The sequence below is a fragment of the Vogesella oryzae genome (assembly GCF_902829295.1).
In the GTDB taxonomy this organism is placed as follows: Bacteria; Pseudomonadota; Gammaproteobacteria; order Burkholderiales; family Chromobacteriaceae; genus Vogesella; species Vogesella oryzae.
This window is the reverse complement of the sequence record NZ_CADEPL010000053.1, coordinates 93,675-114,838: the sequence shown is the minus strand read 5'-3', so window position 1 is coordinate 114,838 and position 21,164 is coordinate 93,675. Positions and strand designations below refer to the sequence as shown.

The following is a 21,164-nucleotide window of genomic DNA, read 5'->3' as shown; positions in this document are numbered from 1 at the left end:
GCGGCGTTCAGCTCCGGTTCCAGGTTGTCCAGATTCTGGCCGCTGGCATAGGCGCCGCCGATCAGCGCGCCGGCACTGGTGCCGGCAATGCAGCTGACCGGAATGTGCAGTTTTTCCAGCTCCTGCAGCACCCCCAGGTGCGCCAGACCGCGCGCGCCGCCACCGCCCAGCACCACGCCGACGCGCGGCATGGTCGCGGCGTGCAGCAGCGGGCTGAGCAGCAAAAACAGCAGGGCGGCCAGTCTGGCAATAGAACGGAACATTACGGGGCCGTTATCCGGTAGACGCAAGTCGGCAGAGTATATACGGCAGGGGCGATGATGACATTGGCTATACGGGCAAAGTGGTGGCGGTCGTGGCGGGCGCGCAAAAAAAAATGCCCGCGCGGGGCGGGCGGACAGCAAGAAGAATCGGGACAAAGCCATGCAGCTGGCGGCAGTATCGCCACCGCCTGTGACAGGGCGATGACAACCGCCGCCGCATCAGTAGCCGTCGGTGGCTTGCATGGACCACAAGTGGGCGGCCACCAGTGCGCGCCACGGCGAGAACGCCGCCAGCCAGGCTTCGGTTTCGGCGGCATCCAGCTTGTCCTGCCGTCCCAACAGCCGCTGCAGGTTGCGGCGCACCGCCACGTCGCCATGCAGCGAGCCATCCAGCCAGGCAAAACCGCGCAGCAACGTGTAGCCGATGGTCCACGGCCCGATGCCGCGGATTGCGCCCAGCTGCTTGCCGATGGCGGCGGCATCCGGTGCGAATTGCCAGGTAGCCAACGGCAATTCGCCGCTGGCCGCCACCGCGGCCAGCCGCAGCAGGGTCTGCGCCTTGCCCTGGGTAAAGCCGGCGCCGCGCAGGCTGGCCTCGTCCATGCCGGCCACACAGTCGGCATCCGGCAGGCAAAACAGCCCGCTGCTGTGCTGGCGGCCGGCGGCCTGGATGAAACGACGGCGTATCGCCACCGCCGCCGCCACGCTGATCTGTTGGCCGATGATGGCCCACGCCAGCGCCTCGAACGGGCTGGCGGTCTGCGGCACGCGCAGACCGGATTGCCGCGCCAGCAGTGGCCCCAGCTGTGGATGGCTGGCCAGCGCCGCCTCGCAGGCTGCCACCGGCTGGGTCAGGCCCAGCATGTGGCGCGCGGTGGCGGCCAGCTGTGCCGCATCGTCAGGGCTGGGGGCGCCATCCAGTAGCAGACTGGCCTCGGCCTGCTGCGGCTGCAGCGCGATACGCAACAGCGCGGCCTGGCCGCGCCACAGCACGCCTTTTTCCAGCGTCTGCTCGCAGACCCGCTCGGCGACTTGCTGTGCATCGCGGCGGTGAAAGTCGAGAAAGCCGTCGGCACGGTAATTGGCGGGCAGCGGCAGCTGGCAATGCAGGGTGGTGGACATGGCAGGCTCGGGATAAAGGTTGGCCGCAAGGCTACGTGGCGGCGGACCGTTTGTCACCGCGACCAAGGGCCGGATTCAGCCGGCGCGGCGGAAGGTGAGGTTGATGCGGCAGGCGCCCAGCAGCGGGTGCTCGCCGCCGGCCAGCGGCAGCACGCCGTGATAGCGCAGCCGGTCCGGCCCGCCCCACACCAGGATATCGCCGTGGCGCAGCGTCAACCGTGCGCAGCGCTCGCTGCGCTTGAGACCCCCCAGCTCGAACACCGCCGGCAACCCCAGCGAGACCGACACGATAGGTGCGGAGAAATCGCGCTCGTCCTTGTCCTGATGCAGCGACAGCTTGCAGCCGGGTTCATAGCGGTTGATCAGGCAGGCATCCGCCACGAAGCCGGCAAAGCCGGCGCGCGCGGCGGCGTCGCCAGCCAACTGGCGCCAGCTGTCCGGCATCGCCGGCCAAGGTTGGCCGCTGCCCGGATCGAGGCGGCTGTAACGGTAGCCGTGCGGGTCCGACACCCAGCCCAGCTCGCCGCAGCTGGTGGTGGCCACCCCCATGCGATAGCCGCCGGGCGTCACCATGTGGCGGAACGGCGCCTGCGCCGCGATGGCGCGGATGTCGTCCAGCAGCGTTGCGGCCAACGGTGCCGCCATGCCGTGCAACAGCACGGTGCCGGCGGCGAGGCGTTCGGCATGCGGCTCGTCGCCGGCGGGCGGCGCAAACAGGTCGTCCATCATTGGCGCGCTTTCTGCTGGCCGGCGGCCTCGCGCGCCAGCAGCTCGGCCTTGCGCGCCACGCCCCAACGATAGCCGGACAGGCTGCCGTCGGTGCGCACCACCCGGTGGCAGGGAATCGCCACTGCCAGCGCGTTGGCGGCGCAGGCCTGCGCCACCGCCCGCACCGCGCGTGGCGAACCAATACGTTGCGCCACCTCGCTGTAACTCAGCGTCTGCCCTGGCGGGATGGTCTGCAGCACCTGCCACACCCGCTGCTGGAAGGCGGTGCCGCGGATGTCCAGCGGCAGGCTCAGTCCCTGCTGCGGTGCCTCGACAAAACCCACCACCTGCGCCACCAGCTGTTCGAAGTTGCTATCGCCGCCGATCAGGTTGGCCGCAGGGAAGCGGTCCTGCAGCTCGCGCAGCAGGCTGTCGGCATCGTCGCCGAGCTGGATGGCACAGATGCCGCGCGCGCTTTGGGCCACCAGGATCGCGCCCAGGCTGCACTGCGCCAGCGCGAAACGGATGTTCTGCTGCTTGCCGCCGGCGCGCCAGTCGCCGGGCGTCATTCCCAGCAGCGCGGCGGATTGTTCGTAGAAACGGCTGCTGGCGTTGTAGCCGGCCTGATAGATGGCCTCGGTTACCGACGGCGTGGCCTGCAGCGACTGGCGCATGCGCGCGGCGCGGCTGGCGCTGGCATAGGCCTTGGGGCTGACGCCGGTGGCGGCCTTGAACACCCGCTGCAGGTGGTAGGGGCTCAGGTTGGCCGCAACGGCCAGCTCGGCCAGTGTCGGTGGCTGTTCGGCGTCCTCGATCAGGCGACACAGGCGGGCAACCAGCGCGGCCTGCTCGGCCGCCGGCGACGGGCCATCCGGCCGGCAGCGGCGGCAGGGGCGAAAGCCGGCGTGCGCCGCGGCGGCGGCGTCCGGGTAGAAGCGCACGTTCTCCGGCCGCGCATGCCGCGACGGGCAGCTGGGGCGGCAGTAGATGCCGGTGCTGTGCACCGCGTACACGAACTGGCCGTCAGCGGCGGCATCGCGCGCCAGCACCGCCTGCCAGCGCGGGTCGGCGGCGGTGTCGCTGGCGCTGTGGGGGGGCTGCTGTTTCATGCTGTTACTCCGCAAAGTCATCCTGTCCTGACTGTAGGCGGACACCGTGGCGCCGGCACTCCGCTCCTTGCGATCAAATCGCTAAATTACCGGCGATAGGAAAAATAAAACTATCCGAAAAAAACATTCAATTGGAATTAACTATCACACTCCGGCACTATCCACCCATCGACAACGACGTAACGCTGCAACGCCACCGGGCGGGGTGATTGAACAAGACGACACCGCAGCCGGCCACGCAGCACTTAACCCAAGCAAGGAGCCAAGCATGTCCATCATCAACAGCCAGATCAAACCGTTTGCCACCAAAGCCTTCCACAACGGCCAGTTCATCGACGTGACTGACCAGACCCTGCTGGGCAAGTGGTCGGTGGTGTTCTTCTACCCGGCGGACTTCACCTTCGTGTGCCCGACCGAACTGGGCGACCTGGCCGATCTGTACCCGGCATTCAAGGAACTGGGCGTGGAAATCTACTCCGTCTCCACCGACACCCACTTCACCCACAAAGCGTGGCACGACACCTCCGACACCATCAAGAAAATCCAGTACCCGATGCTGGCTGACCCGACCCACCTGATCTCGCGCAACTTCGGCGTGCTGATCGAAGAAGCCGGTCTGGCCGATCGTGGCACCTTCGTGATCGATCCGGAAGGCAAGATCCAGATCGTGGAAATCAACGCCGGTGGCGTTGGCCGCGATGCTGCCGAACTGCTGCGCAAGGTGAAAGCCGCCCAGTACGTGGCGGCTCACCCGGGTGAAGTCTGCCCGGCCAAGTGGCAAGAAGGCGATGCCACGCTGGCACCGTCGCTGGATCTGGTTGGCAAGATCTAAGTTTCCGCCGCGCTGCCTCACGGCAGCATCCCGGTAAACCGGCCGGCCTCTCCCGGCTGGTTTGCCCACCACCCGACATTTATGCCGGGTGCCCCGGAAAGTGCCCTTGCGGCCAACCTTTGAGCCGTCAAAGCCGCTTTCCCGGGTACCCGATACCAAGGAGCACACCATGCTGGACACCACTATCAAGACGCAACTGCAAGCTTACCTGACTAACCTGCAACACCCGATCGAACTGGTCGCCAGCCTGGGCGAGGGCGGCAAGCACGAGGAAGTGCGCGGCCTGCTGGCCGATATTGCCGCCCTGTCCGACAAGGTCAGCGCCCGCTTTGACGGTAACGCTGCCCGCAAACCGTCATTCAGTGTTGGCCGCATCGGCGAGCCGACCTCCCGCGTGCAGTTTGCCGGCGTGCCGATGGGCCACGAGTTCACCTCGCTGGTGCTGGCGCTGCTGCAGGTGGGCGGCCATCCGTCCAAGGCCGGCCAGGCGCTGATCCAGCAGGTGAAGGAGCTGCCGGGTGACTTCAGCTTCGAAACCTATATCTCGCTGTCGTGCCAGAACTGCCCGGACGTGGTGCAGGCGCTGAACCTGATGGCGGTGCTGAACCCGAACATCCGTCACACCATGATCGACGGCGCGCTGTTCCAGGACGAGGTATCGGCTCGCCAGATCATGTCGGTGCCCACCGTGTACCTGAACGGCGAAGTCTTCGGCCAGGGCCGCATGGGGCTGGAAGAAATTGTCGCCAAGCTGGATACCGGTGCCGCGGCGCGCGAGGCGGAAAAAATCGCCGCCAAAGACGCCTTTGACGTACTGGTGGTCGGCGGTGGGCCGGCCGGTGCAGCGGCGGCGATCTACACTGCGCGCAAGGGTATCCGTACCGGCGTGGTCGCCGAGCGTTTCGGTGGCCAGGTACTGGACACCATGGGCATCGAGAACTTCATCTCGGTGAAAGAGACCGAAGGCCCGAAACTGGCGATGGCGCTGGAACAGCATGTCAAGGAATACGACGTCGACGTGATGAACCTGCAGCGTGCCAGCAAGCTGATTGCCGCCAGCGAAAGCGCCAGTGGCCTGACCGAAATCCAGCTGCAAAGCGGTGCCAGCCTCAAGGCCAAGACCGTGATCATCGCCACCGGTGCGCGCTGGCGCGAAATGAACGTGCCGGGTGAGCAGGAATACCGCAACAAGGGCGTGGCCTACTGCCCGCACTGCGATGGCCCGCTGTTCAAGGGCAAGCGCGTGGCGGTGGTCGGCGGCGGCAACTCCGGTGTGGAAGCGGCCATCGATCTGGCCGGCATCGTGTCGCACGTGACGCTGCTGGAATTCGGTGACGCCATGCGTGCCGACGCGGTGCTGCAAAACAAGCTGCGCAGCCTGCCCAACGTAACAGTGATCCTGCAGGCGCAGACCACCGCCGTCACCGGCGATGGCAGCAAGGTGAACGGCCTCGACTATATTGACCGCGTCAGCGGCGAAGCACGCCACATCGAACTGGAAGGCATCTTCGTGCAGATCGGCCTGCTGCCGAATACCGACTGGCTGCGTGGCAGCGTGGAGCTGACCAGCCGCGGCGAGATCATGGTTGGCCGCCACCAGGACACTACTGTGCCCGGGGTGTTTGCCGCCGGTGATGTCACCGACGTGCCGTACAAGCAGATCATCATTGCGATGGGCGAGGGCGCCAAGGCCGCGCTCGGCGCCTTCGACCACCTGATCCGCAGCGGTGTCGCCGCCAGCTGATCAACCGATTCAAGCCTCCTTGGGCGCCCCGCGATCCGCGTGATCCGGGGCGTTTTTTTTAAGGTGGCTGAGCGGTGCTTACGGCGCCGGGTTGGGGATGGCGCGCTGGATCGCCTCGATGGCGGCCAGGGTGTCGGCATCCAGCGTCACGTTGGCGCTGGCGATGTTCTCTTCCAGCTGCGCCAGCGTGGTGGCGCCGATGATGTTGCTGGTGACGAACGGCCGGCTGTTGACCCAGGCCAGTGCCATCTGTGCCGGCGACAGCCCGCGCTCGCGCGCCAGTGCCACGTAGCGCTCGGTGGCGGCGGCCGCCTGCGGGTTGGTATAGCGGGTAAAGCGGTCGAACAGCGTCAGCCGCGCGCCCTGCGGCTGCACCCCGCCCAGGTATTTGCCGGACAGCACGCCGAAGGCCAGCGGCGAGTAGGCCAGCAGGCCCACCTGTTCGCGGTGGCTGAACTCGGATAGCCCGGATTCGAAACTGCGGTTGAGCAGGCTGTAGGCGTTCTGGATGCTGTGCACCCGCGGCAGATCATGGCGCTCGGCCAGCGCCAGGAACTGCGCCAGCCCCCACGGGGTTTCGTTGGACACGCCGATGGCGCGCACCTTGCCGGCAGCGACAAAGTCCTGCAGCACGCGCAGGGTTTCCTCGATCGGCACGCTGCCGGCCGGGTCGTCCTGCCATGGGTACAGCGCCTGGCCGAAAATGTTGACGCTGCGATCCGGCCAGTGCAGCTGGTACAGATCGACATAGTCGGTCTGCAGCCGGCGCAGGCTGTCGTCCAGCGCCTGGGTCAGGTTGGCGCGGTCGAAGTGCACCTTGCCGTCGCGGATGTGGCCCGGACGCTTGGGGTCGCTGCTCGGCCCGGCCGCCTTGGTGGCCAGCACGATGCGCTCGCGCCGGCCGCCCTTGGCCAGCCAGCTGCCGATGTATTGCTCGGTGCGGCCCTGGGTTTCGGCCCTGGGCGGTACCGGATACATCTCGGCGGTGTCGATCAGGTTGATGCCGCGCTCCAGCGCCAGGTCCAGCTGGCTGTGGGCGTCGGCTTCGCTGTTCTGCTCGCCCCAGGTCATGGTGCCCAGCGAGATCAGGCTGACATTGATGCCGCTGCGGCCGAGTGGTCGGAGTTCCATTGATTGCATCCTTGGCTAACGGGTGGGTGGCTGCAGCGCGCTGGCTGCAGCAGGGAGTAGTCAGGAAGCATGATATGCCGGCCGGCCGGCATTGCAAGCCGCCGGAGGGACAGCCGGCGGCAAGGTTGGCCGCAGGCAAGAAAAATCCCCCGCGCCGGCGGGGGATGGCCTGGCAGCGCCGGGCGCGTTAGCTGCCCAGCTGCTGCAGGGTTTCGGCGATCGATTGATCCAGAATTGCCACCGCCTCGTCGGCCAGTTCGCGGCTGATCATCAAAGGCGGCATCAGCCGCAGGGTGGAGACGCCGCAGCTGAGCAGCAGCAGGCCATTGTGGAAGGCGGTGTGCAACAGCTTGTCGACGAACTCGCGCGCCGGCGCCTTGCTGCTGCGCTCCTTTACGAACTCGATGCCGATCCACAGCCCCTTGCCGCGCACTTCGCCGATCATCGGGTACTTGGCGGCCAGTCCCTGCATGGCTTCGATCAGGTGCTTGCCGACCTGGTTGGTGTTCTCCAGCAGTTCCTCTTCCACCAGCTGCAGCGTGGCGTTGGCCGCGGCACAACACACCGGGTTGCCGCCGTAGGTGTTGCCGTGCGCGCCACGCTTCCACTGTTCCATCAGCCGCTTTTTCGCCACCACCAAGCCGATGGGCATGCCGGAGCCCAGGCCCTTGGCCAGGGTCATGATGTCCGGATGGACACCCTCGTGTTCCACCGCGAACATTTTGCCGGTGCGGCCAACCCCGGTCTGCACTTCGTCGGCAATCAGCAGGATGCCGTACTTGTCGCACAGCGCGCGCAGGCCTTGGAGGAAGCCCGGCGGCGGGGTGAGGTAGCCGCCTTCGCCCTGCAGCGGTTCGATCAGGATGCCGGCCACTTCGCTGGGCGGCACATTGCTCTGGAACAGCACGTTTTCCAGGTAATTCAGCACCGCCTTGCCCTGGTCGTCGCCGGCCAGCAGCGGGCGGTAATTGTTGGGGTAGGGGATGTGGGTGACGCCCGGCATGGCGGGGAAGAAGCCCTGCTGCTGGGTGTACTTGCTGGCGGTAAAGGCCAGCGAGCCCATGGTGCGGCCGTGAAAGCCGCCGATGAAGCCGATGAAGCGGCTGCGGCCGGTGACGTAGCGCGCCAGCTTCAGCGCGCCTTCTACCGCTTCGGTGCCGGAGTTGGTAAAGAAGCTCATCGCCGGCTCGCCCATTGGCGACAGGCGGTTGATGGTTTCCGCCAGCTGCACCTGGCCTTCGTGCCAGAAGTCGGACGAGCAATGCAGAAATTTGTCGGCGGCGTCCTTGATGGCGGCCACCACCCTGGGGTGGGCATGGCCGGTGCTGGTGACGGCAATGCCGGAGGTGAAGTCGATAAAGCGGTTGCCGTCCACGTCCCAGACTTCGGCGCCGCGGCCGTGGTCCATCACGAACGGGTAGTCACGCGGGTAGGACGGTGACACTACCGGCTGGTCGCGTTCCAGCAGGGCGCGGGCGCGCGGGCCGGGCAGTTCGGTACGGATGTGCGGGTTTTGCATGGGTTTCTCCTCGGTGTTGTTATGAGTGATGCGCGGATTCAGGCCAGTTTCGACTGGCTGTGCGCCGCTCTGGTCCGGGCGTGCAGATCGCGCAGTACGCTCAGCTCGTGTGCGGTCGGCGGCGGTGTGGTGTCGAGCTGCGCGGCCACCTGCAGCGGCCAGCCGGTGGCGGCGATGACCTGCTCCACGCTGATGCCGGGATGCAGCGATGTCAGCGTCAGCTCGCGGCTGACCGGGTCCGGCGTCAGGATGCCCAGATCGGTAATCACCGCACTGGGGCCGCGGCCGGTGGCGCCGGATTTCTCCCGGCTGTCGCCGCCGCTGAAGTAGCCGGCGGAACTCATGAAATCCAGCTGCTCGACAAAGCTGCGCTTGCCCTGCTTGAGCACGATCAGCACTTCGCCGGCGCTGGCGGCGATTTCCGGCGCGCCGCCGGCACCGGGCAGGCGGGTGGCGGGGTGTTCGTAGTCACCACCGATGAAGGTGCTGTTGAGATTGCCGTAGCGGTCCACCTGCGCCGCGCCGAGAAAGCCGACGTCGATGCGGCCAGCCTGCAGGTAGTAGCGGAAGATCTCCGGCATCGACACGATGCTGTCGGCCTTTTCCGCCAGCTCGTCATCGCCGATCGACAGCGGTAGCACGTCCGGTCGGGTGCCCAGGGTGCCGGATTCGTAGATCAGCACCACCTCCGGCGCGTGCGTCAGCCGTGCCAGGTTGGCCGCAGCCGACGGCAGGCCGATGCCGACAAAACAGGCAATGCCGTTGCCGAGGCGCCGCGCGGCGGCCACGGTCATCATTTCATCTGCAGTCCAGGTAATGTTCATGCCAGCTCCGTGCGTTGTGCCGCGGTGATCAGCTGCAGGGTTTCGGCAAAATCGCGCACCTGCATCACGTGGCGATCCATCCAGGCCAGGAAGCTGTCGCGCTCGCGCGAGATGGCATCCCAGGCAATGCAGAAGGCGTTGTCGCGGCTGTAGTGGCCGTGGGCGTAGGAAGGGTGTGCGCCGCGCGGCACCACGCACACGGCGGCTAGCGTCCAGTGCGGCAGGATTACCGCGTTCAGCGGTGCCTCCAGCTCGTCCACCTGTTCTTCCACGGTGACGATCACCCGCTTGGCGGCCAGCGCGGCTTCCTTCTGGGCGCCGACGATGCCCTTGATCCACACATTGCCGTGGCGGTCGGCACGCTGCGCATGCAGGATGGTTACGTCCGGGTTCAGCGCCGGCACTGCGGCCAACCTTTCGCCGCTGAACGGGCATTCCACCTGACGGATGTTGTGGTTGTACTGCGGCAGGTCGTTGCCGATGAAGCCGCGCAGGGTGGCAAACGGCAGCCGGGAGGCACCGGCCTGGTACATGGCGGCCATGGCGGCGTGGCTGTATTCCTCGATCGCCAGCGGCCGGGGCCAGCTGTGCTCGTAGGCATCGCGAAAACGGTGGATCGAACCGACGCCAGGATTGCCGCCCCAGGAGAACACCAGTTTGTCGGCGCAGCCCATGCCTATCATCTGGTCGTAAATAATGTCCGGCGTCATGCGGATCAGCGTCAGGTGGCGCTTTTCCTGGCGGATGATCTCGTGGCCGGCGGCAAACGGAATCAGGTGGGTGAAGCCTTCCAGCGCCACGCTGTCGCCGTCATGCACGAAGTGGCGTACCGCCTCGGCCAGCGGCATGAAAAGGGATTGGCTCATGCTTTACTCCACGACGGTTTGCGATTGCTCGCGCATGTACAGCGGCAGGTAGTAGAACGAGGCGATGGCCTTGCCGGTGCTGCCGGAGCCTTTCCAGCCGCCAAACGGCTGGTAGCCTGGCCAGGCACCGGTGGTGGCACCCTGCGGGCGGTTGCTGTAGGTGACGCCGGCTTCGATGTTGTCGAGGAACCAGGCCACTTCTTCCTCGCTGCCGTACATGCCGGCAGTCAGTCCCAGCTCCACGCGGTTGGCCTCGGCCAGCGCCGCTTCCTTGTCCGCCACGCGGGCCAGCATCAGGATCGGCAGGAACATTTCCTGGCTGAACAGCGGGTGGTCGACTGGCGCCTCCGCCAGCGTCGGCGCGCAGAACAGTCCGTTTTCCATCTCTCCATCGAGCAGCCGCTGGCCGCCGCACAGTACCTTGGCGCTGGCATGCAGCTGGGCGCAGTACAGCTCGTAGTTGGCCGCAGCCGCCGGGGTGGCCACCGGCCCCATGTAGACGCCGGCTTGCAGCGGGTTGCCGACCTTGAGCTGGCAAATATGGCTCAGCAGTTTGTCGATCAGCGTGTCGGCCACGCTCTCTTCCACATACACCCGCGACAGCGCAGAGCACTTCTGCCCGGAGAGGCCGAAGGCGGAGCGCATGATGCCCAGCGCGGCGCGGTCCAGGTCGGCGTGGCGGGTGACGATGGCGGCATTCTTGCCGCCCATCTCCAGCACCGCCGGGCGCGGATAGGCGCCGGCGGCAAAGTGGCGGTAGATGGCCATGCCGGTGTGGTAAGAGCCGGTAAAGGTGATGCCGGCAAGCAGCGGATGCTCGATCAGTGCCTTGCCGGCCACGCTACCGCTGCCGGTAATGAAGTTGAACACGCCGCGCGGCAGGCCGGCATCGCGCAGGCAGTCGCTCAGCAGCCGTACCGCATACGGCGTGTCGCTGGGCGCCTTCATCACCACGGTATTGCCGGTGACCAGCGCGGCGGCCACCGGTCCGCCGGTCAGCGCGAACGGGAAGTTGAACGGCGCCACCACGCCCCACACACCGTAGGGCTTGAGGACGGAGCGATTGTGGCTGCGGTAGCCGGCTACCGGGTCATCCGGCAAGGTGTGGTCGAAACCATTGTTGCGCTCGAAATCGTCGGCATAGCAGCGGAAGAAATCGGCGACTTCCTGCACTTCGCCCAGCGCTTCCATGCGGTTCTTACCGACTTCCAGTGCCACTACTGCGGCGATGTCGTACACCCGTTGCTCCACCAGATCCGCCACCTTGCGCAGCAATGCCACCCGCTGCGGCCACGGGGTGCGCCGCCAGCCGGGGTAGGCGGCTTGTGCCGCCTGCATGGCGGCATCCACTTCCTCGCTACCGGCCAGCTGGAAGTGGCCCAGCACCTGCTCGCTGTCGATCGGGCTGCGGCTGGCGAACTGCGCCTGGCAGAACACCTCCTCGCCGTCGATGAACAGGCCGTGGCGTTGGCCAAGCTGTGCCTGGGCGCGCGCCAGTGCCGCCTCGAAGGCCTGGTGCAGCTCGTCCGGCGGGTTGAACATGGTGGAATAGGTCAGGCGGAAGCTGCTCATGCCGTGTCTCCTTGGACAGTCGGATCAAGCCGGTTGCGGAAAATGGCGTGCCAGCAGGCGGTCGAGCAGGCCCAGCGCATCGGCGAGGTCCTGCTCGGCGATTACCAGCGGTGGCGCCAGCACAATCAGGTTGCCGCGCACGGCGAAGGACACGCCCTGCTCGCGGGCGTCCTTCACCAGCTGCTTCAGCGCGGCCGGGGTGTCCGGCCAGGCCGCCAGTGGTGTGCGGCGCTCGCGCTCGGCCACCAGCTCGACGATGGCGAACAGCCCTTCGCCGCGTACGTCGCCTATTACCGGGTGGCGCCGCGCCAGCTCGCGCAGGCTGGCGTGCATTTGCGCGCCCAGCCGCGCCGAGCGCTCGATCAGCCCTTCTTCCTGATAGGCGCGTAGCGCCGCCACGCCGGCGGCGCAGGACAGCGGGTGGCCGCAGTAGGTCAGGCCGGTGTACAGCTGCTGGTTTTCCAGTTGCCCGGCGATCTCCGCCGACAGCACCACCGCGCCCAGTGGCAGGTGGGCGCCGGTCAGCCCCTTGGCCAGCGTCATCATGTCCGGGCGGCCGGCCTCGCCGTGGTGCTGCCAGGCAAACCACTTGCCGGTGCGGCCAAAGCCGGCCATCACTTCGTCGGCAATCAGGTACACGCCGTGCTGGCGGCAATGCGCGGCCAACCTTGGCCAGTAGTCTGGTGGCGCCACGATGCCATTGGTGCCGGCATGGGCCTCCATCAGCACCGCTGCCACCCGTGACGGGTGTTCCCAGGCGAACAGGTCGGCGACATGGTCGGCGCAGCGGGTGTTACAGGATGGATATTGCTGGCCGAACGGGCAGCGGTAGCAGTAGGGCGGCAGTGCGTGGATCACGCCGGGCATCGCCGGTTGCGCCCAGGCGCGGCTGTCGCCGGACAGGCTGATGGTGGCCGGCGAGGCGCCGTGGTAGGAGCGATGGCGGGTAATCACCTGGCCATTGGCTTTGCCGGAGGCCCAGCGCGCGAACTTGATGGCGTTTTCGTTGGCATCGGCGCCGCCGAGGGTAAAGAACACCCGGCCACCGGCAAAACCGCTCTTGTCCAGCAGCTGTTCGGCCAGTTCGGCGCGCGGCTGTGCGCCCCAGCTGCTGGTGACAAAGCACAGTTTCTCGGCCTGTTCGCGGATGGCAGCAACCACTTTCGGATGCTGGTGTCCGAGGTGGTTGGATTCGGCCAGACTGGACATGTCCAGCCAGCGGTTGCCGGCTTCGTCCCAGAAGTGGGCACCTGCGCCGCCGACAATGGTCGGTGCCTGCCACTCGGTTTGTTTGCACCAGCTGTGTAAGACTGTCTCGCGCTCAGGCCGCATTAGTTGCTCCCGCTTGATGATGTTATGGTAATATTGTTCGCAGAAAGAACATTTGTTCAAAAAGTGAATTGATTCTGAGGACTCCCCGATGTCTTTGTCAAATGTCGAGCCGGAAAAAAAATCGCCGCAGTCGGATGAGTACGTGCAGTCGTTTGCCCGCGGGCTGGCGGTAATCAAGGCTTTCGGTGCCGAATCGCGTGCCATGACGCTGTCGGAAGTGGCCGAGGTCAGCGGCCTGTCGCGCGCCGCCGCGCGCCGCATCCTGCTGACGCTGGTGCATCTGGGTTATGTCGGTCAGGACGGCCGCCAGTTCTTCCTGCTGCCGCGGGTGCTGGAGCTGGGTTATGCCTACCTGTCGGCGCTGGGCGTGCCGGAGCTGGCGCAACCGGTGCTCAACCAGGTGGCGGCGGAGGTGGGGGAGAGCTGCTCGATGTCGGTGCTGGATGGCAACGACATCGTCTATATCGCCCGGGTGCCGACCCGCAAGATCATCACCATCTCGCTGGGGGTGGGCACGCGGCTGCCCGCCTACGCTACCTCGATGGGGCGGGTGTTGCTGGGCGGCTACACCCAGGCGCAACTGGACAGTTACCTGGCGCAGGGGCCGTTTCCGGCGCTGACGGTAAAAACCATTACCGATCCGGGCATGTTGGCCGCACGCATTGCCGCCGACCGCAGCCAGGGCTATGCGCTGATCGACGAAGAGCTGGAAACCGGCTTGTGCTCGCTGGCGGTGCCGGTACGCAACAGCGCCGGCCAGATCGTGGCGGCGGTGAATATCAGCGCCTCGCGCGCCACCACCTCGCCGGAGGATATGGTGCGTCGGCTGCTGCCGCCGCTGCGCCAGGCGGTGACATCGCTGTCGCAGGCGCTGGGTCACCGTCTGCAGCCGGTTACCGCGCTGGGGCCGCAGCCGCGGAGCGCGGAATGAGTGCCGCCGGCAGCCGCATCGCAGTACTGCGCTGCTGGTTCGAGGGCAACAGCTTCTGCCCGGTGCCCACCGGACTGGACGATTTCCGCGCCCGCGAATGGGTAGCCGGTGCCGAGGCACCGGCTTTTTATCGTGATACCGCCACAGAAATGGGTGCGGTGGAAGCGTTTGCCCGCCAGCAGCCGGATTGCCGTATTCACTGGCTGCAGTGCGCCGCGGCGGCGCCCGGCGGCAGTATCGCTGCCGACGACTGGCAGCAGCTGCAGCTCAGCCTGCTGCAACCGCTGCGTGAGCTGCTGGCGCGCGAGCGGATCGATGGCGTGTATTTTTCGCTGCACGGCGCCATGGTGTGCGACGGCGAGCTGGCGCCGGAGTACACACTGTTGGCCGCGGTGCGAGCGTTGATCGGCGACACGCTGCCGCTGGCGGCCAGCTTCGACATGCACGCCAATCTGGCGCCGGAGATTGCCGGCCTTGCCGACATCGTGGTCGGCTACAAGACTTACCCGCATATCGATATGTACGACACCGGCTGGCAGGCGATCTCGTTGCTGCAGCAGGCGATCCGCGACGGTCACAAGCCGTGCAGCGCCATCGTGCCGGCCGGGGTGCTGCTGCCCAGTCATGCCATGACCACCGCCAGCGGGCCAATGGCCGAGCTGGAGCAACTGGCGGCGGAGCTGCGGCAACTGCCGGGGGTGCTGGATGCCACGCCGTTCGGCGGTTTTGCCTATGCGGATACCCCGCACTGCGGTGCCAGCGCCAGCGTGTGTGTGGCTGGCGATCCGCTGCAGGCGCGGCGGTTGGCGGACGAACTGGCGGCGCACATTCGCCAGCGGGCCGCGCGCTTTCGCGTGCGCCTGCTGGACCCGCAGCAGGGCATCGCCGAGGCGCTGGCGTGGCGCGCGCAGCATGGCGGCTGTGTGGCGGTGCTGGAACCGGCCGACAACCCGATGTCCGGCGGCATCGGCGATACGCCGGCGCTGCTGGCGGCGCTGTTGGCCGCACCGCCGGCGTGCGAGACGGTGTTCTGTTTCATTCACGATCCGGCCGTGGTGCGGCTGGCCTGCGAGTTGGGCGCGGGCGCGACGCTGCAAGTGCAGCTGGGCGGCCGTGTCAGCAGCGCTTACGGTGCGCCGGTACCGTTTCGCGGCACGGTGGAGCGGCTATGCGATGGCCGCTTTGTCAACGAGGGGCCGATGGAGCGCGGGCTGGCCTGCGACTGGGGGCGCAGTGTGGTGCTGCGCAGCGGCCGCATCCGTGTGGTAGTCACCGAAACCTGCCGCTCGCCCAACGACCCGGCGTGGTGCCGCATGCACGGCATCGATCTGGACACGGTGGGGTTGTGGTGCGTGAAGGCGAAAAACCACTTCCGCGCCGCCTTTGCCGCGCGGCTGGCGCGCATCATCGATACCGACAGCCCGGGGCCGGCGGCACTGGATCTGACGCTGCTGCCGTACCGCCACGCCAGCGCCGCGCGCGCCTAGCTGGCAGCCAAGCCACTGCGGCCAACCTTGTTGCCAGGTTGGCCGCAGACTGCTGTGCGCTCAGCAGCGTTCCATTAGCAGCGCCAGCCCCTGGCCGACGCCGACGCACAGGCTGACGATGGTGTAGCGTCCCTGGCGGCGCTGCAGCTCGCGCGCCGCGCTCAGTACCAGCCGTGCACCGCTGGCGCCCAGCGGGTGTCCCAGCGCGATGGCTCCGCCGTTCGGATTGACCTTGCGGCTGTCGTCCGGCAGTCCCAGTTCGCGGGTGCAGGCCAGTACCTGCGCGGCAAATGCTTCGTTGATTTCCAGCAGGTCGATGTCCTGCATGGTCAGCCGGAAGCGTTGCAGCAGCTGGCGGATGGCCGGTACCGGCCCGATCCCCATCACCCGTGGTTCCACCCCGGCAGAGGCGGCACCGATGACGCGAGCCAGTGGCTGCAGGCCGTGCTGTTGCAGTGCCTGCGCGCTGGCCAGCAGTAGCGCGCAGCTGCCGTCATTGATGCCGGAGGCGTTGCCGGCGGTGACCGTGCCGGCAGGGTGGACGATGGGCTTCAGTGCGGCCAACCCCTCCAGTGTGGCTTCCGGTCGCGGGTGTTCGTCGTGGCTGCTGGCAAGCTGTTCGCCACGCTTGCCCTGTCGCGTAACCGCGACAATCTCGTCGGCAAAGTAGCCACTGGCCAGCGCTTCGGCGGTGCGTTGCTGGCTGCGCCAGGCATAGGCATCCTGATCCTCGCGGCTGATGTTCAGCTCGCGCGCCAGGTTTTCCGCGGTTTCCGGGTTGCTTTCCACGCCATACAGCTTGCGCATGCGCGGGTTGATCAGCCGCCAGCCGATGGTTGTGTCTTCCAGGCCACAGTTGCGGGCGAAGGCGCTGTCCGGCTTGGCCATCACGTAGGGCGAACGGCTCATGCTTTCCACGCCGCCGGCAATTGCCAACTGCATATCGCCAGCGTGGATGCCCCTTGCCGCCTGGATCACCGCCTCCAGTCCCGAGGCGCACAGCCGGTTCACCGTGACGCCGGGAATGGAAACCGGCAATCCAGCCAGTAGTGCCGCCATGCGCGCCACATTACGGTTGTCTTCGCCGGCCTGGTTGGCGCAGCCCATGAAGACTTCGTCGATATGGCCGCTGTCCAGCTGCGGCTGGCGCGCCAGCAGCGAAGCAATGATGCTGGCGGCCAGATCATCTGTTCTTACATCGCACAAACTGCCGGCAAAGCGGGCAAATGGCGTCCGAACGCCGTCAACGATGTACGCATCCATGTGGTTTTTCTCACTTTCTTGCAGTTTTCGGCTTAGAAGAATCGGGTATTAGCATTTGACAAAGCGATTCTATGGGTAGATATTTTTGTCACACGAACTTCCGTTCGTAAAGCGAACTAACTGTATAGACAAAATTGCGGAACATACCCATGCAGACAAAACGGCATCCCCTGATTTCCGATGTGCCCGGTACCGAGCGCTGTGTGATCAGCCACCACTTCGGCCAGCCCGGCAGCGGTCGCAAGGTGTATCTGCAGGCCGGTCTGCATGCCGACGAACATCCGGGGCAGCTGGTGTTGTGGCATCTGCTGCCGCTGCTGCAGCAGGCGGAAGACGCAGGCCGGCTGACGGGGGAGGTGGTGGTGGTGCCGTGCGCCAACCCGACGGGGCTGGCGCAGGCGCTTTACGGCGAGGGCATCGGCCGTTTCGAGCTGCACAGCGGCGAGAACTTCAACCGCCATTACCCGGATCTGTATCCGCAGCTGGTGACCGCGCTGACTGGCCGGTTGGGCAGCGATGCTGCGGCCAACTGTGCGCTGGTGCGCCAGAACATGCAGGCATTGCTGCAGGAGCTGCAGCCGCAGACCGAGCTGGCCTCGCTGCGCCGCGTGTTGCTGCAACTGGCCTGCGATGCCGATGCGGTGCTGGATCTGCACTGCGATCTGGAGGCGGTGCTGCATCTGTATTCCACTCCATCCGGCGAGCTTGAGGCACAAGCGCTGGCGCGGCACCTGGGAGCCAGCGTGCTGCTGCTGGCCGAGGTCAGCGGCGGCAATGCCTTCGACGAAGCTTGCAGCACTACCTGGGACCGGCTGCGCACGCACTTTGGTGCCGAATTGCCACTGGGCAGCGGCTGCTTTGCCACCACGGTGGAGCTGCGCGGACAGTGCGATGTCGGCGATGTCGTGGCGGCGCACGATGCCGCCGGCCTGATGGACTGGCTGGCGGAGTACGGCGTATTCAGCCAGCGCGGTCTGACCGGCCCGCACCCGCGTGCCGAAGCCTGCCCGCTGGCCGGTAGCGAGGATCTGCAGGCGCCGGTCGCCGGCCTGCTGTCATTCCATGTCGCGCCGGGAAGCTGGCTGGAAGCCGGCGACGCGGTGGCCGACATCATCAATCCGGTCAGCGGCGAGCGGCAGACCGTACGCGCCAGCCAGCGTGGCCTGCTGTATGCGCGTTCCGACAAGCGTTTTACCCGTCGCGGCGAAAGCATCGCTTTTGTCAGCGGCAAACAGATCCGGCGCAGCGGCCATCTGCTCAGCGCCTAATAAAAGAAGCCGCCGCCCGAGCGGTGGTGGCCGATACGGCAAGACCAAACAAAGGAGAAGGATGTGAAGAAACTGCTGGGAATCGCCCTGCTGGGCGCAACGCTGGTAAGTGGCATGGCTCAGGCCAAGGACTGGACCTTGATCCGGGTCGGTATCGAGGCGGCTTATCCTCCCTTCAATGAACTGACGCCGGACAAGAAGGTGGTCGGCTTCGACAAGGACATGGCCGATGCCATCTGTAGCTACCTGAAGGCCAAGTGCACCTTCGTGATCCAGGACTGGGACGGCATGATTCCGGCGCTGATGTCGCGTCGCTTCGACACCATCATTTCTTCCATGGCTTCCACCGCGGAGCGCAAACAGAAAATCGCCTTTACCCGCCCGTACTACAACACCCCGGCGTTCTTCGTGATCAAGAAAGGCTCCAACCTGAATGTGGATAGCCCGGCAGCGATGAAGGGCAAGCGTATTGGCGTACAGTCAGCCACCATCCACCAGAACTATGTGAACGAGTTTTACCAGAAGGCCGGTGCCGAGGTGACTGCCTACCAGTCGCTGGACCAGGTGTACATGGATCTGGTAGCCGGTCGTCTGGACGCGGTGTTGTTCGGTTCGGTAGAAAACGACACCTTCCTGGCTTCGAAGGATGGCGCGGGCTACGTGATGGCCGGTAAGCCGCTGCTGGACCCGAAGTGGTTCGGTGAAGGCGCCGCCATTGCCGTGCGCAAGGAAGACGGCGATCTGCGCAAGCGTCTGGACGATGCCGTCGATGCCCTGCACAAGAACGGCACCTACGACAAGATCCGCAAGAAATACTTCGCCTACGACATCTGGCCGAAGTCGGGTTCGTAATGCGTAGCGGGGGCGCCGTCATCCGGCGCTGTCCCCGCCTGCTGCAAACGGCGCCGCCGTCCCTCCGGTACGGTGGCGCTCCGCTTGTCCCGAGCGGCAAGATTCTCCCTGCAGAAGGAACCCGTGCATGTGGTATGACTACCTGGGCTCGATCCTGGAAGGGGCGTGGCTGACGCTGCAGCTGTCCCTGCTTTCCCTGTTGTGCGCCATTGTTTTCGGCCTGCTGACGGCATCGGCCCGGCTGGCGCCGGTTGCCGCGCTGCGCTGGCTGGCGGCGGGCTACACCACCGTGATCCGCGGTATTCCGGATATCGTGCTGATGCTGCTGGTGTTCTTCGGCGGCCAGATGCTGATCAATGACGTGGCTTACCGCTACGATCTGGAACCGATCGAATTCAACCCGTTCTGGGCCGGCATCGTCACCATCGGTTTCATTTTCGGCGCCTATTTCGGCGAGACTTTCCGCGGCGCCTTCATGGCGGTGCCGCGCGGCCAACTCGAGGCCGGCGCCGCCTTCGGCCTGAGCTCGTGGCAGGTATTCAGCCGCATTCTGGTGCCGCAAATGCTGCGCTTTGCGCTGCCGGGGCTGGGCAATAACTGGCTGGTATTGCTCAAGAGTACCGCCATCGTGTCCATGATCGGCCTTACCGACATGACCTGGCTTGCCGACCAGGCCGGCCGCTCCACCCGGCAACCGTTCCTGTTCTATCTGATTGTCTGCGTGCTCTACATGCTGCTGACCGCCTGTTCGGGCGTGGTGCTGCGCCGCGTGGATGTGCGCTACAACGCCGGCGTGGTGAAAGGAGAGCTGTGATGGAATTCGACGTCAATATCATCGTCACGACCTTTCCCCTGTACCTGCGCGGGCTGGGCACTACTTTGCAGCTGGTGGCCATCGCGCTGGCCTGCGGCATGCTGCTGGCGCTGCCGCTAGGGGTGATCCGTGCCATGGAGTACCCGTGGCTGGGGCGCATGGTCGGTGCCTATACCTATTTCTTCCGCAGCACGCCGATGCTGGTGCAGTTGCTGATGGTGTATTACGGCTTTGGCCAGTTCAAATGGCTGCAGGCGCAGTGGGATGCGGAAAACCGTTTCTGGCTGCTGTTCCGCGAGCCGTATTTCTGCGCCTGTCTGGCGTTTTCGCTGAACACCGCCGCCTACACCGCCGAGATCATTGCCGGTGCGATCCGCAATTCGCCGGTGGGTGAGATTGAAGCGGCCAAGGCCATGGGCATGAGCTGGAGCCTGCGCATGCGCCGCATCATCCTGCCCGGTGCCTTCCGCCGCATGATGCAGTCGTACAGCAACGAAGTGATCCTGATGTTGCAAGGCTCGGCCATTGCCAGCGCGGTGACGCTCAACGACCTGACCGGTGCCGGCCGTACCGTGTATGCCCGCTTTTACGCGCCGTTCGAAGCATTCGTCTTTACCGGCCTGATGTATCTGCTGCTGACCTTTATCGTCCTCGGACTGTTCAAACTGGCGGAACGCAAGTGGCTGGCCCATCTGCGCCCGCGTGGAGCCTGATATGGATACCCAAGAAGCAAGCAAGTTGATGGTGAACGGGCTGCACAAGCGCTTTGGCAACCACGAGGTGCTGAAAGGCGTGTCGATGCGAGCCCGCGCCGGCGATGTGATCAGCATCATCGGCTCCAGTGGCTCCGGCAAGAGTACCTTTCTGCGCTGCATCAACATGCTGGAGCGGCCGCACGAGGGCAGCATCTACGTCAATGACGAAGAGCTGCAGCTGTTTAGCGCCCGCGACGGCATGCTGCGGCCGGTCAGCGAGAAACAGCTGCAGGGCATGCGCACGCGGCTGGCGATGGTGTTCCAGCATTTCAACCTGTGGGCGCACATGACGGTGCTGGAGAACATCATCGAAGCGCCGCTGCGGGTGTTGAAGGTGACGCACGAGGAGGCTGTGGCGCGGGCACGCAAGTATCTGGACAAGGTTGGCCTCGCCGGCGTGGAGGACAAATATCCGGCCCATCTGTCCGGCGGCCAGCAGCAGCGGGTGGCGATTGCCCGCGCGCTGGCGATGGAGCCGGAGGTGATGCTGTTTGATGAGCCGACCTCGGCGCTGGACCCGGAGCTGGTGGGCGAGGTGCTGCGCGTGATGCAGGCGCTGGCCGAGGAGGGGCGCACCATGGTGGTGGTTACCCACGAGATGGCGTTTGCCCGCGAGGTGTCCAACCACGTGATCTTTCTGCACCAGGGACGGATAGAAGAAGAGGGTGATCCGGCCATCGTGCTGCGCCAGCCACGCAGCGAACGCTTGCAGCAGTTTCTGGCCGGCAGCCTGAAATAAGGCGCCACCGCACCGTTTTTATCGGGAGAAAGC

20 protein-coding genes are annotated in these 21,164 nt (G+C 65.9%); 9 read left to right on the top strand and 11 right to left on the bottom strand.

Going from position 1 to position 21,164, the window contains the following annotated elements:
- From HU218_RS14600 to ada, 4 genes are all read right to left on the bottom strand, one after another.
- On the bottom strand, positions 1-263 hold a 263-nt coding region (locus HU218_RS14600; protein ID WP_174875673.1), incomplete at its 3' end, for a patatin-like phospholipase family protein.
- A gap of 219 nt (positions 264-482) precedes the next feature.
- Positions 483-1,385 (bottom strand): DNA-3-methyladenine glycosylase family protein, encoded by a 903-nt coding sequence (locus HU218_RS14595; RefSeq protein ID WP_174875672.1) that lies wholly within the window; start codon positions 1,383-1,385, stop codon positions 483-485.
- 75 nt (positions 1,386-1,460) lie between these two features.
- The gene (gene alkB, locus HU218_RS14590; protein ID WP_174875671.1) at positions 1,461-2,114 is read right to left on the bottom strand and encodes a DNA oxidative demethylase AlkB; all 654 of its coding nucleotides are present in this window, start codon (positions 2,112-2,114) and stop codon (positions 1,461-1,463) included.
- Entirely contained in the window at positions 2,111-3,202 is a 1,092-nt protein-coding gene (ada, locus tag HU218_RS14585) for a bifunctional DNA-binding transcriptional regulator/O6-methylguanine-DNA methyltransferase Ada (RefSeq protein ID WP_174875670.1), read from the bottom strand. The genes alkB and ada overlap by 4 nt, the downstream gene beginning before the upstream one ends.
- 268 nt (positions 3,203-3,470) lie before the next feature.
- Between ada and ahpC the strand changes: the two genes are divergently transcribed.
- Together ahpC and ahpF are read left to right on the top strand one after the other, a co-directional pair.
- Positions 3,471-4,034 carry an alkyl hydroperoxide reductase subunit C gene (ahpC, locus tag HU218_RS14580; protein ID WP_174875669.1) on the top strand — a complete coding sequence of 188 codons (564 nt, stop codon included), beginning with the start codon at positions 3,471-3,473 and terminating at the stop codon, positions 4,032-4,034.
- 169 nt (positions 4,035-4,203) lie between these two features.
- On the top strand, positions 4,204-5,778 hold the full coding sequence (gene ahpF / locus HU218_RS14575) for an alkyl hydroperoxide reductase subunit F (protein WP_174875668.1): 1,575 nt from the start codon (positions 4,204-4,206) through the stop codon (positions 5,776-5,778).
- Between the two features lie 78 nt (positions 5,779-5,856).
- Here the strand turns inward: ahpF and HU218_RS14570 are convergent, their stop codons facing one another.
- From HU218_RS14570 to HU218_RS14545, 6 genes are all read right to left on the bottom strand, one after another.
- Entirely contained in the window at positions 5,857-6,909 is a 1,053-nt protein-coding gene (locus tag HU218_RS14570; protein ID WP_174875667.1) for an NADP(H)-dependent aldo-keto reductase, read from the bottom strand.
- Positions 6,910-7,096: 187 nt separating this feature from the next.
- Complete coding sequence (locus tag HU218_RS14565; protein ID WP_174875666.1) at positions 7,097-8,428, bottom strand: acetyl ornithine aminotransferase family protein; 1,332 nt, start codon at positions 8,426-8,428, stop codon at positions 7,097-7,099.
- Between the two features lie 38 nt (positions 8,429-8,466).
- Positions 8,467-9,252, bottom strand: a complete 786-nt coding sequence (locus HU218_RS14560) for a CoA-transferase subunit beta (RefSeq protein WP_174875665.1) — start codon at positions 9,250-9,252, stop codon at positions 8,467-8,469.
- The gene (locus tag HU218_RS14555; RefSeq protein WP_174875664.1) at positions 9,249-10,118 is read right to left on the bottom strand and encodes a CoA transferase subunit A; all 870 of its coding nucleotides are present in this window, start codon (positions 10,116-10,118) and stop codon (positions 9,249-9,251) included. The genes HU218_RS14560 and HU218_RS14555 overlap by 4 nt, the downstream gene beginning before the upstream one ends.
- 3 nt (positions 10,119-10,121) lie before the next feature.
- Positions 10,122-11,690, bottom strand: a complete 1,569-nt coding sequence (locus HU218_RS14550; protein WP_174875663.1) for an aldehyde dehydrogenase family protein — start codon at positions 11,688-11,690, stop codon at positions 10,122-10,124.
- A gap of 24 nt (positions 11,691-11,714) precedes the next feature.
- The gene (locus HU218_RS14545) at positions 11,715-13,022 is read right to left on the bottom strand and encodes an aminotransferase class III-fold pyridoxal phosphate-dependent enzyme (protein WP_174875662.1); all 1,308 of its coding nucleotides are present in this window, start codon (positions 13,020-13,022) and stop codon (positions 11,715-11,717) included.
- An 88-nt stretch (positions 13,023-13,110) separates the two neighbouring features.
- On the opposite strand from HU218_RS14545, the gene HU218_RS14540 reads away from it, so the two are divergent.
- Positions 13,111-13,953, top strand: a complete 843-nt coding sequence (locus HU218_RS14540) for an IclR family transcriptional regulator domain-containing protein (RefSeq protein WP_174875661.1) — start codon at positions 13,111-13,113, stop codon at positions 13,951-13,953.
- Positions 13,950-15,440, top strand: coding sequence for a M81 family metallopeptidase (locus tag HU218_RS14535; protein ID WP_174875660.1), 1,491 nt, complete (start codon positions 13,950-13,952; stop codon positions 15,438-15,440). Before HU218_RS14540 ends, HU218_RS14535 begins: the two co-directional genes overlap by 4 nt.
- A gap of 60 nt (positions 15,441-15,500) precedes the next feature.
- Here the strand turns inward: HU218_RS14535 and pcaF are convergent, their stop codons facing one another.
- Positions 15,501-16,703 (bottom strand): 3-oxoadipyl-CoA thiolase, encoded by a 1,203-nt coding sequence (pcaF, locus tag HU218_RS14530; RefSeq protein ID WP_174875659.1) that lies wholly within the window; start codon positions 16,701-16,703, stop codon positions 15,501-15,503.
- A gap of 149 nt (positions 16,704-16,852) precedes the next feature.
- Here pcaF and HU218_RS14525 point away from each other — a divergent pair, with 149 nt between their 5' ends.
- The 5 genes from HU218_RS14525 to HU218_RS14505 all read left to right on the top strand — a co-directional run bounded on the left by HU218_RS14525 (position 16,853) and on the right by HU218_RS14505 (position 21,131).
- Positions 16,853-17,971 (top strand): M14 family metallopeptidase, encoded by a 1,119-nt coding sequence (locus HU218_RS14525; protein WP_174875658.1) that lies wholly within the window; start codon positions 16,853-16,855, stop codon positions 17,969-17,971.
- A gap of 63 nt (positions 17,972-18,034) precedes the next feature.
- Complete coding sequence (locus HU218_RS14520; RefSeq protein WP_174875657.1) at positions 18,035-18,823, top strand: transporter substrate-binding domain-containing protein; 789 nt, start codon at positions 18,035-18,037, stop codon at positions 18,821-18,823.
- Between the two features lie 127 nt (positions 18,824-18,950).
- Complete coding sequence (locus HU218_RS14515) at positions 18,951-19,637, top strand: ABC transporter permease (protein WP_174875656.1); 687 nt, start codon at positions 18,951-18,953, stop codon at positions 19,635-19,637.
- Positions 19,637-20,350, top strand: a complete 714-nt coding sequence (locus tag HU218_RS14510) for an ABC transporter permease (protein WP_174875655.1) — start codon at positions 19,637-19,639, stop codon at positions 20,348-20,350. The genes HU218_RS14515 and HU218_RS14510 overlap by 1 nt, the downstream gene beginning before the upstream one ends.
- A 1-nt stretch (position 20,351) precedes the next feature.
- Positions 20,352-21,131 carry an ABC transporter ATP-binding protein gene (locus HU218_RS14505; RefSeq protein ID WP_174875654.1) on the top strand — a complete coding sequence of 260 codons (780 nt, stop codon included), beginning with the start codon at positions 20,352-20,354 and terminating at the stop codon, positions 21,129-21,131.
- Positions 21,132-21,164 lie beyond the last annotated feature (33 nt).

What these genes read in the sequence shown, in the direction of transcription:
- HU218_RS14535 (WP_174875660.1), top strand. Translation starts at nt 13,950, where the DNA reads ATGAGTGCCGCCGGCAGCCGCATCGCAGTACTGCGCTGCTGGTTCGAG.
- ada (WP_174875670.1), bottom strand. Translation starts at nt 3,202, where the DNA reads ATGAAACAGCAGCCCCCCCACAGCGCCAGCGACACCGCCGCCGACCCG.
- pcaF (WP_174875659.1), bottom strand. Translation starts at nt 16,703, where the DNA reads ATGGATGCGTACATCGTTGACGGCGTTCGGACGCCATTTGCCCGCTTT.
- HU218_RS14525 (WP_174875658.1), top strand. Translation starts at nt 16,853, where the DNA reads ATGCAGACAAAACGGCATCCCCTGATTTCCGATGTGCCCGGTACCGAG.
- HU218_RS14540 (WP_174875661.1), top strand. Translation starts at nt 13,111, where the DNA reads ATGTCTTTGTCAAATGTCGAGCCGGAAAAAAAATCGCCGCAGTCGGAT.
- ahpF (WP_174875668.1), top strand. Translation starts at nt 4,204, where the DNA reads ATGCTGGACACCACTATCAAGACGCAACTGCAAGCTTACCTGACTAAC.
- HU218_RS14570 (WP_174875667.1), bottom strand. Translation starts at nt 6,909, where the DNA reads ATGGAACTCCGACCACTCGGCCGCAGCGGCATCAATGTCAGCCTGATC.
- HU218_RS14510 (WP_174875655.1), top strand. Translation starts at nt 19,637, where the DNA reads ATGGAATTCGACGTCAATATCATCGTCACGACCTTTCCCCTGTACCTG.
- HU218_RS14550 (WP_174875663.1), bottom strand. Translation starts at nt 11,690, where the DNA reads ATGAGCAGCTTCCGCCTGACCTATTCCACCATGTTCAACCCGCCGGAC.
- HU218_RS14565 (WP_174875666.1), bottom strand. Translation starts at nt 8,428, where the DNA reads ATGCAAAACCCGCACATCCGTACCGAACTGCCCGGCCCGCGCGCCCGC.
- HU218_RS14545 (WP_174875662.1), bottom strand. Translation starts at nt 13,022, where the DNA reads ATGCGGCCTGAGCGCGAGACAGTCTTACACAGCTGGTGCAAACAAACC.
- ahpC (WP_174875669.1), top strand. Translation starts at nt 3,471, where the DNA reads ATGTCCATCATCAACAGCCAGATCAAACCGTTTGCCACCAAAGCCTTC.
- HU218_RS14560 (WP_174875665.1), bottom strand. Translation starts at nt 9,252, where the DNA reads ATGAACATTACCTGGACTGCAGATGAAATGATGACCGTGGCCGCCGCG.
- alkB (WP_174875671.1), bottom strand. Translation starts at nt 2,114, where the DNA reads ATGATGGACGACCTGTTTGCGCCGCCCGCCGGCGACGAGCCGCATGCC.
- HU218_RS14515 (WP_174875656.1), top strand. Translation starts at nt 18,951, where the DNA reads ATGTGGTATGACTACCTGGGCTCGATCCTGGAAGGGGCGTGGCTGACG.
- HU218_RS14505 (WP_174875654.1), top strand. Translation starts at nt 20,352, where the DNA reads ATGGATACCCAAGAAGCAAGCAAGTTGATGGTGAACGGGCTGCACAAG.
- HU218_RS14595 (WP_174875672.1), bottom strand. Translation starts at nt 1,385, where the DNA reads ATGTCCACCACCCTGCATTGCCAGCTGCCGCTGCCCGCCAATTACCGT.
- HU218_RS14555 (WP_174875664.1), bottom strand. Translation starts at nt 10,118, where the DNA reads ATGAGCCAATCCCTTTTCATGCCGCTGGCCGAGGCGGTACGCCACTTC.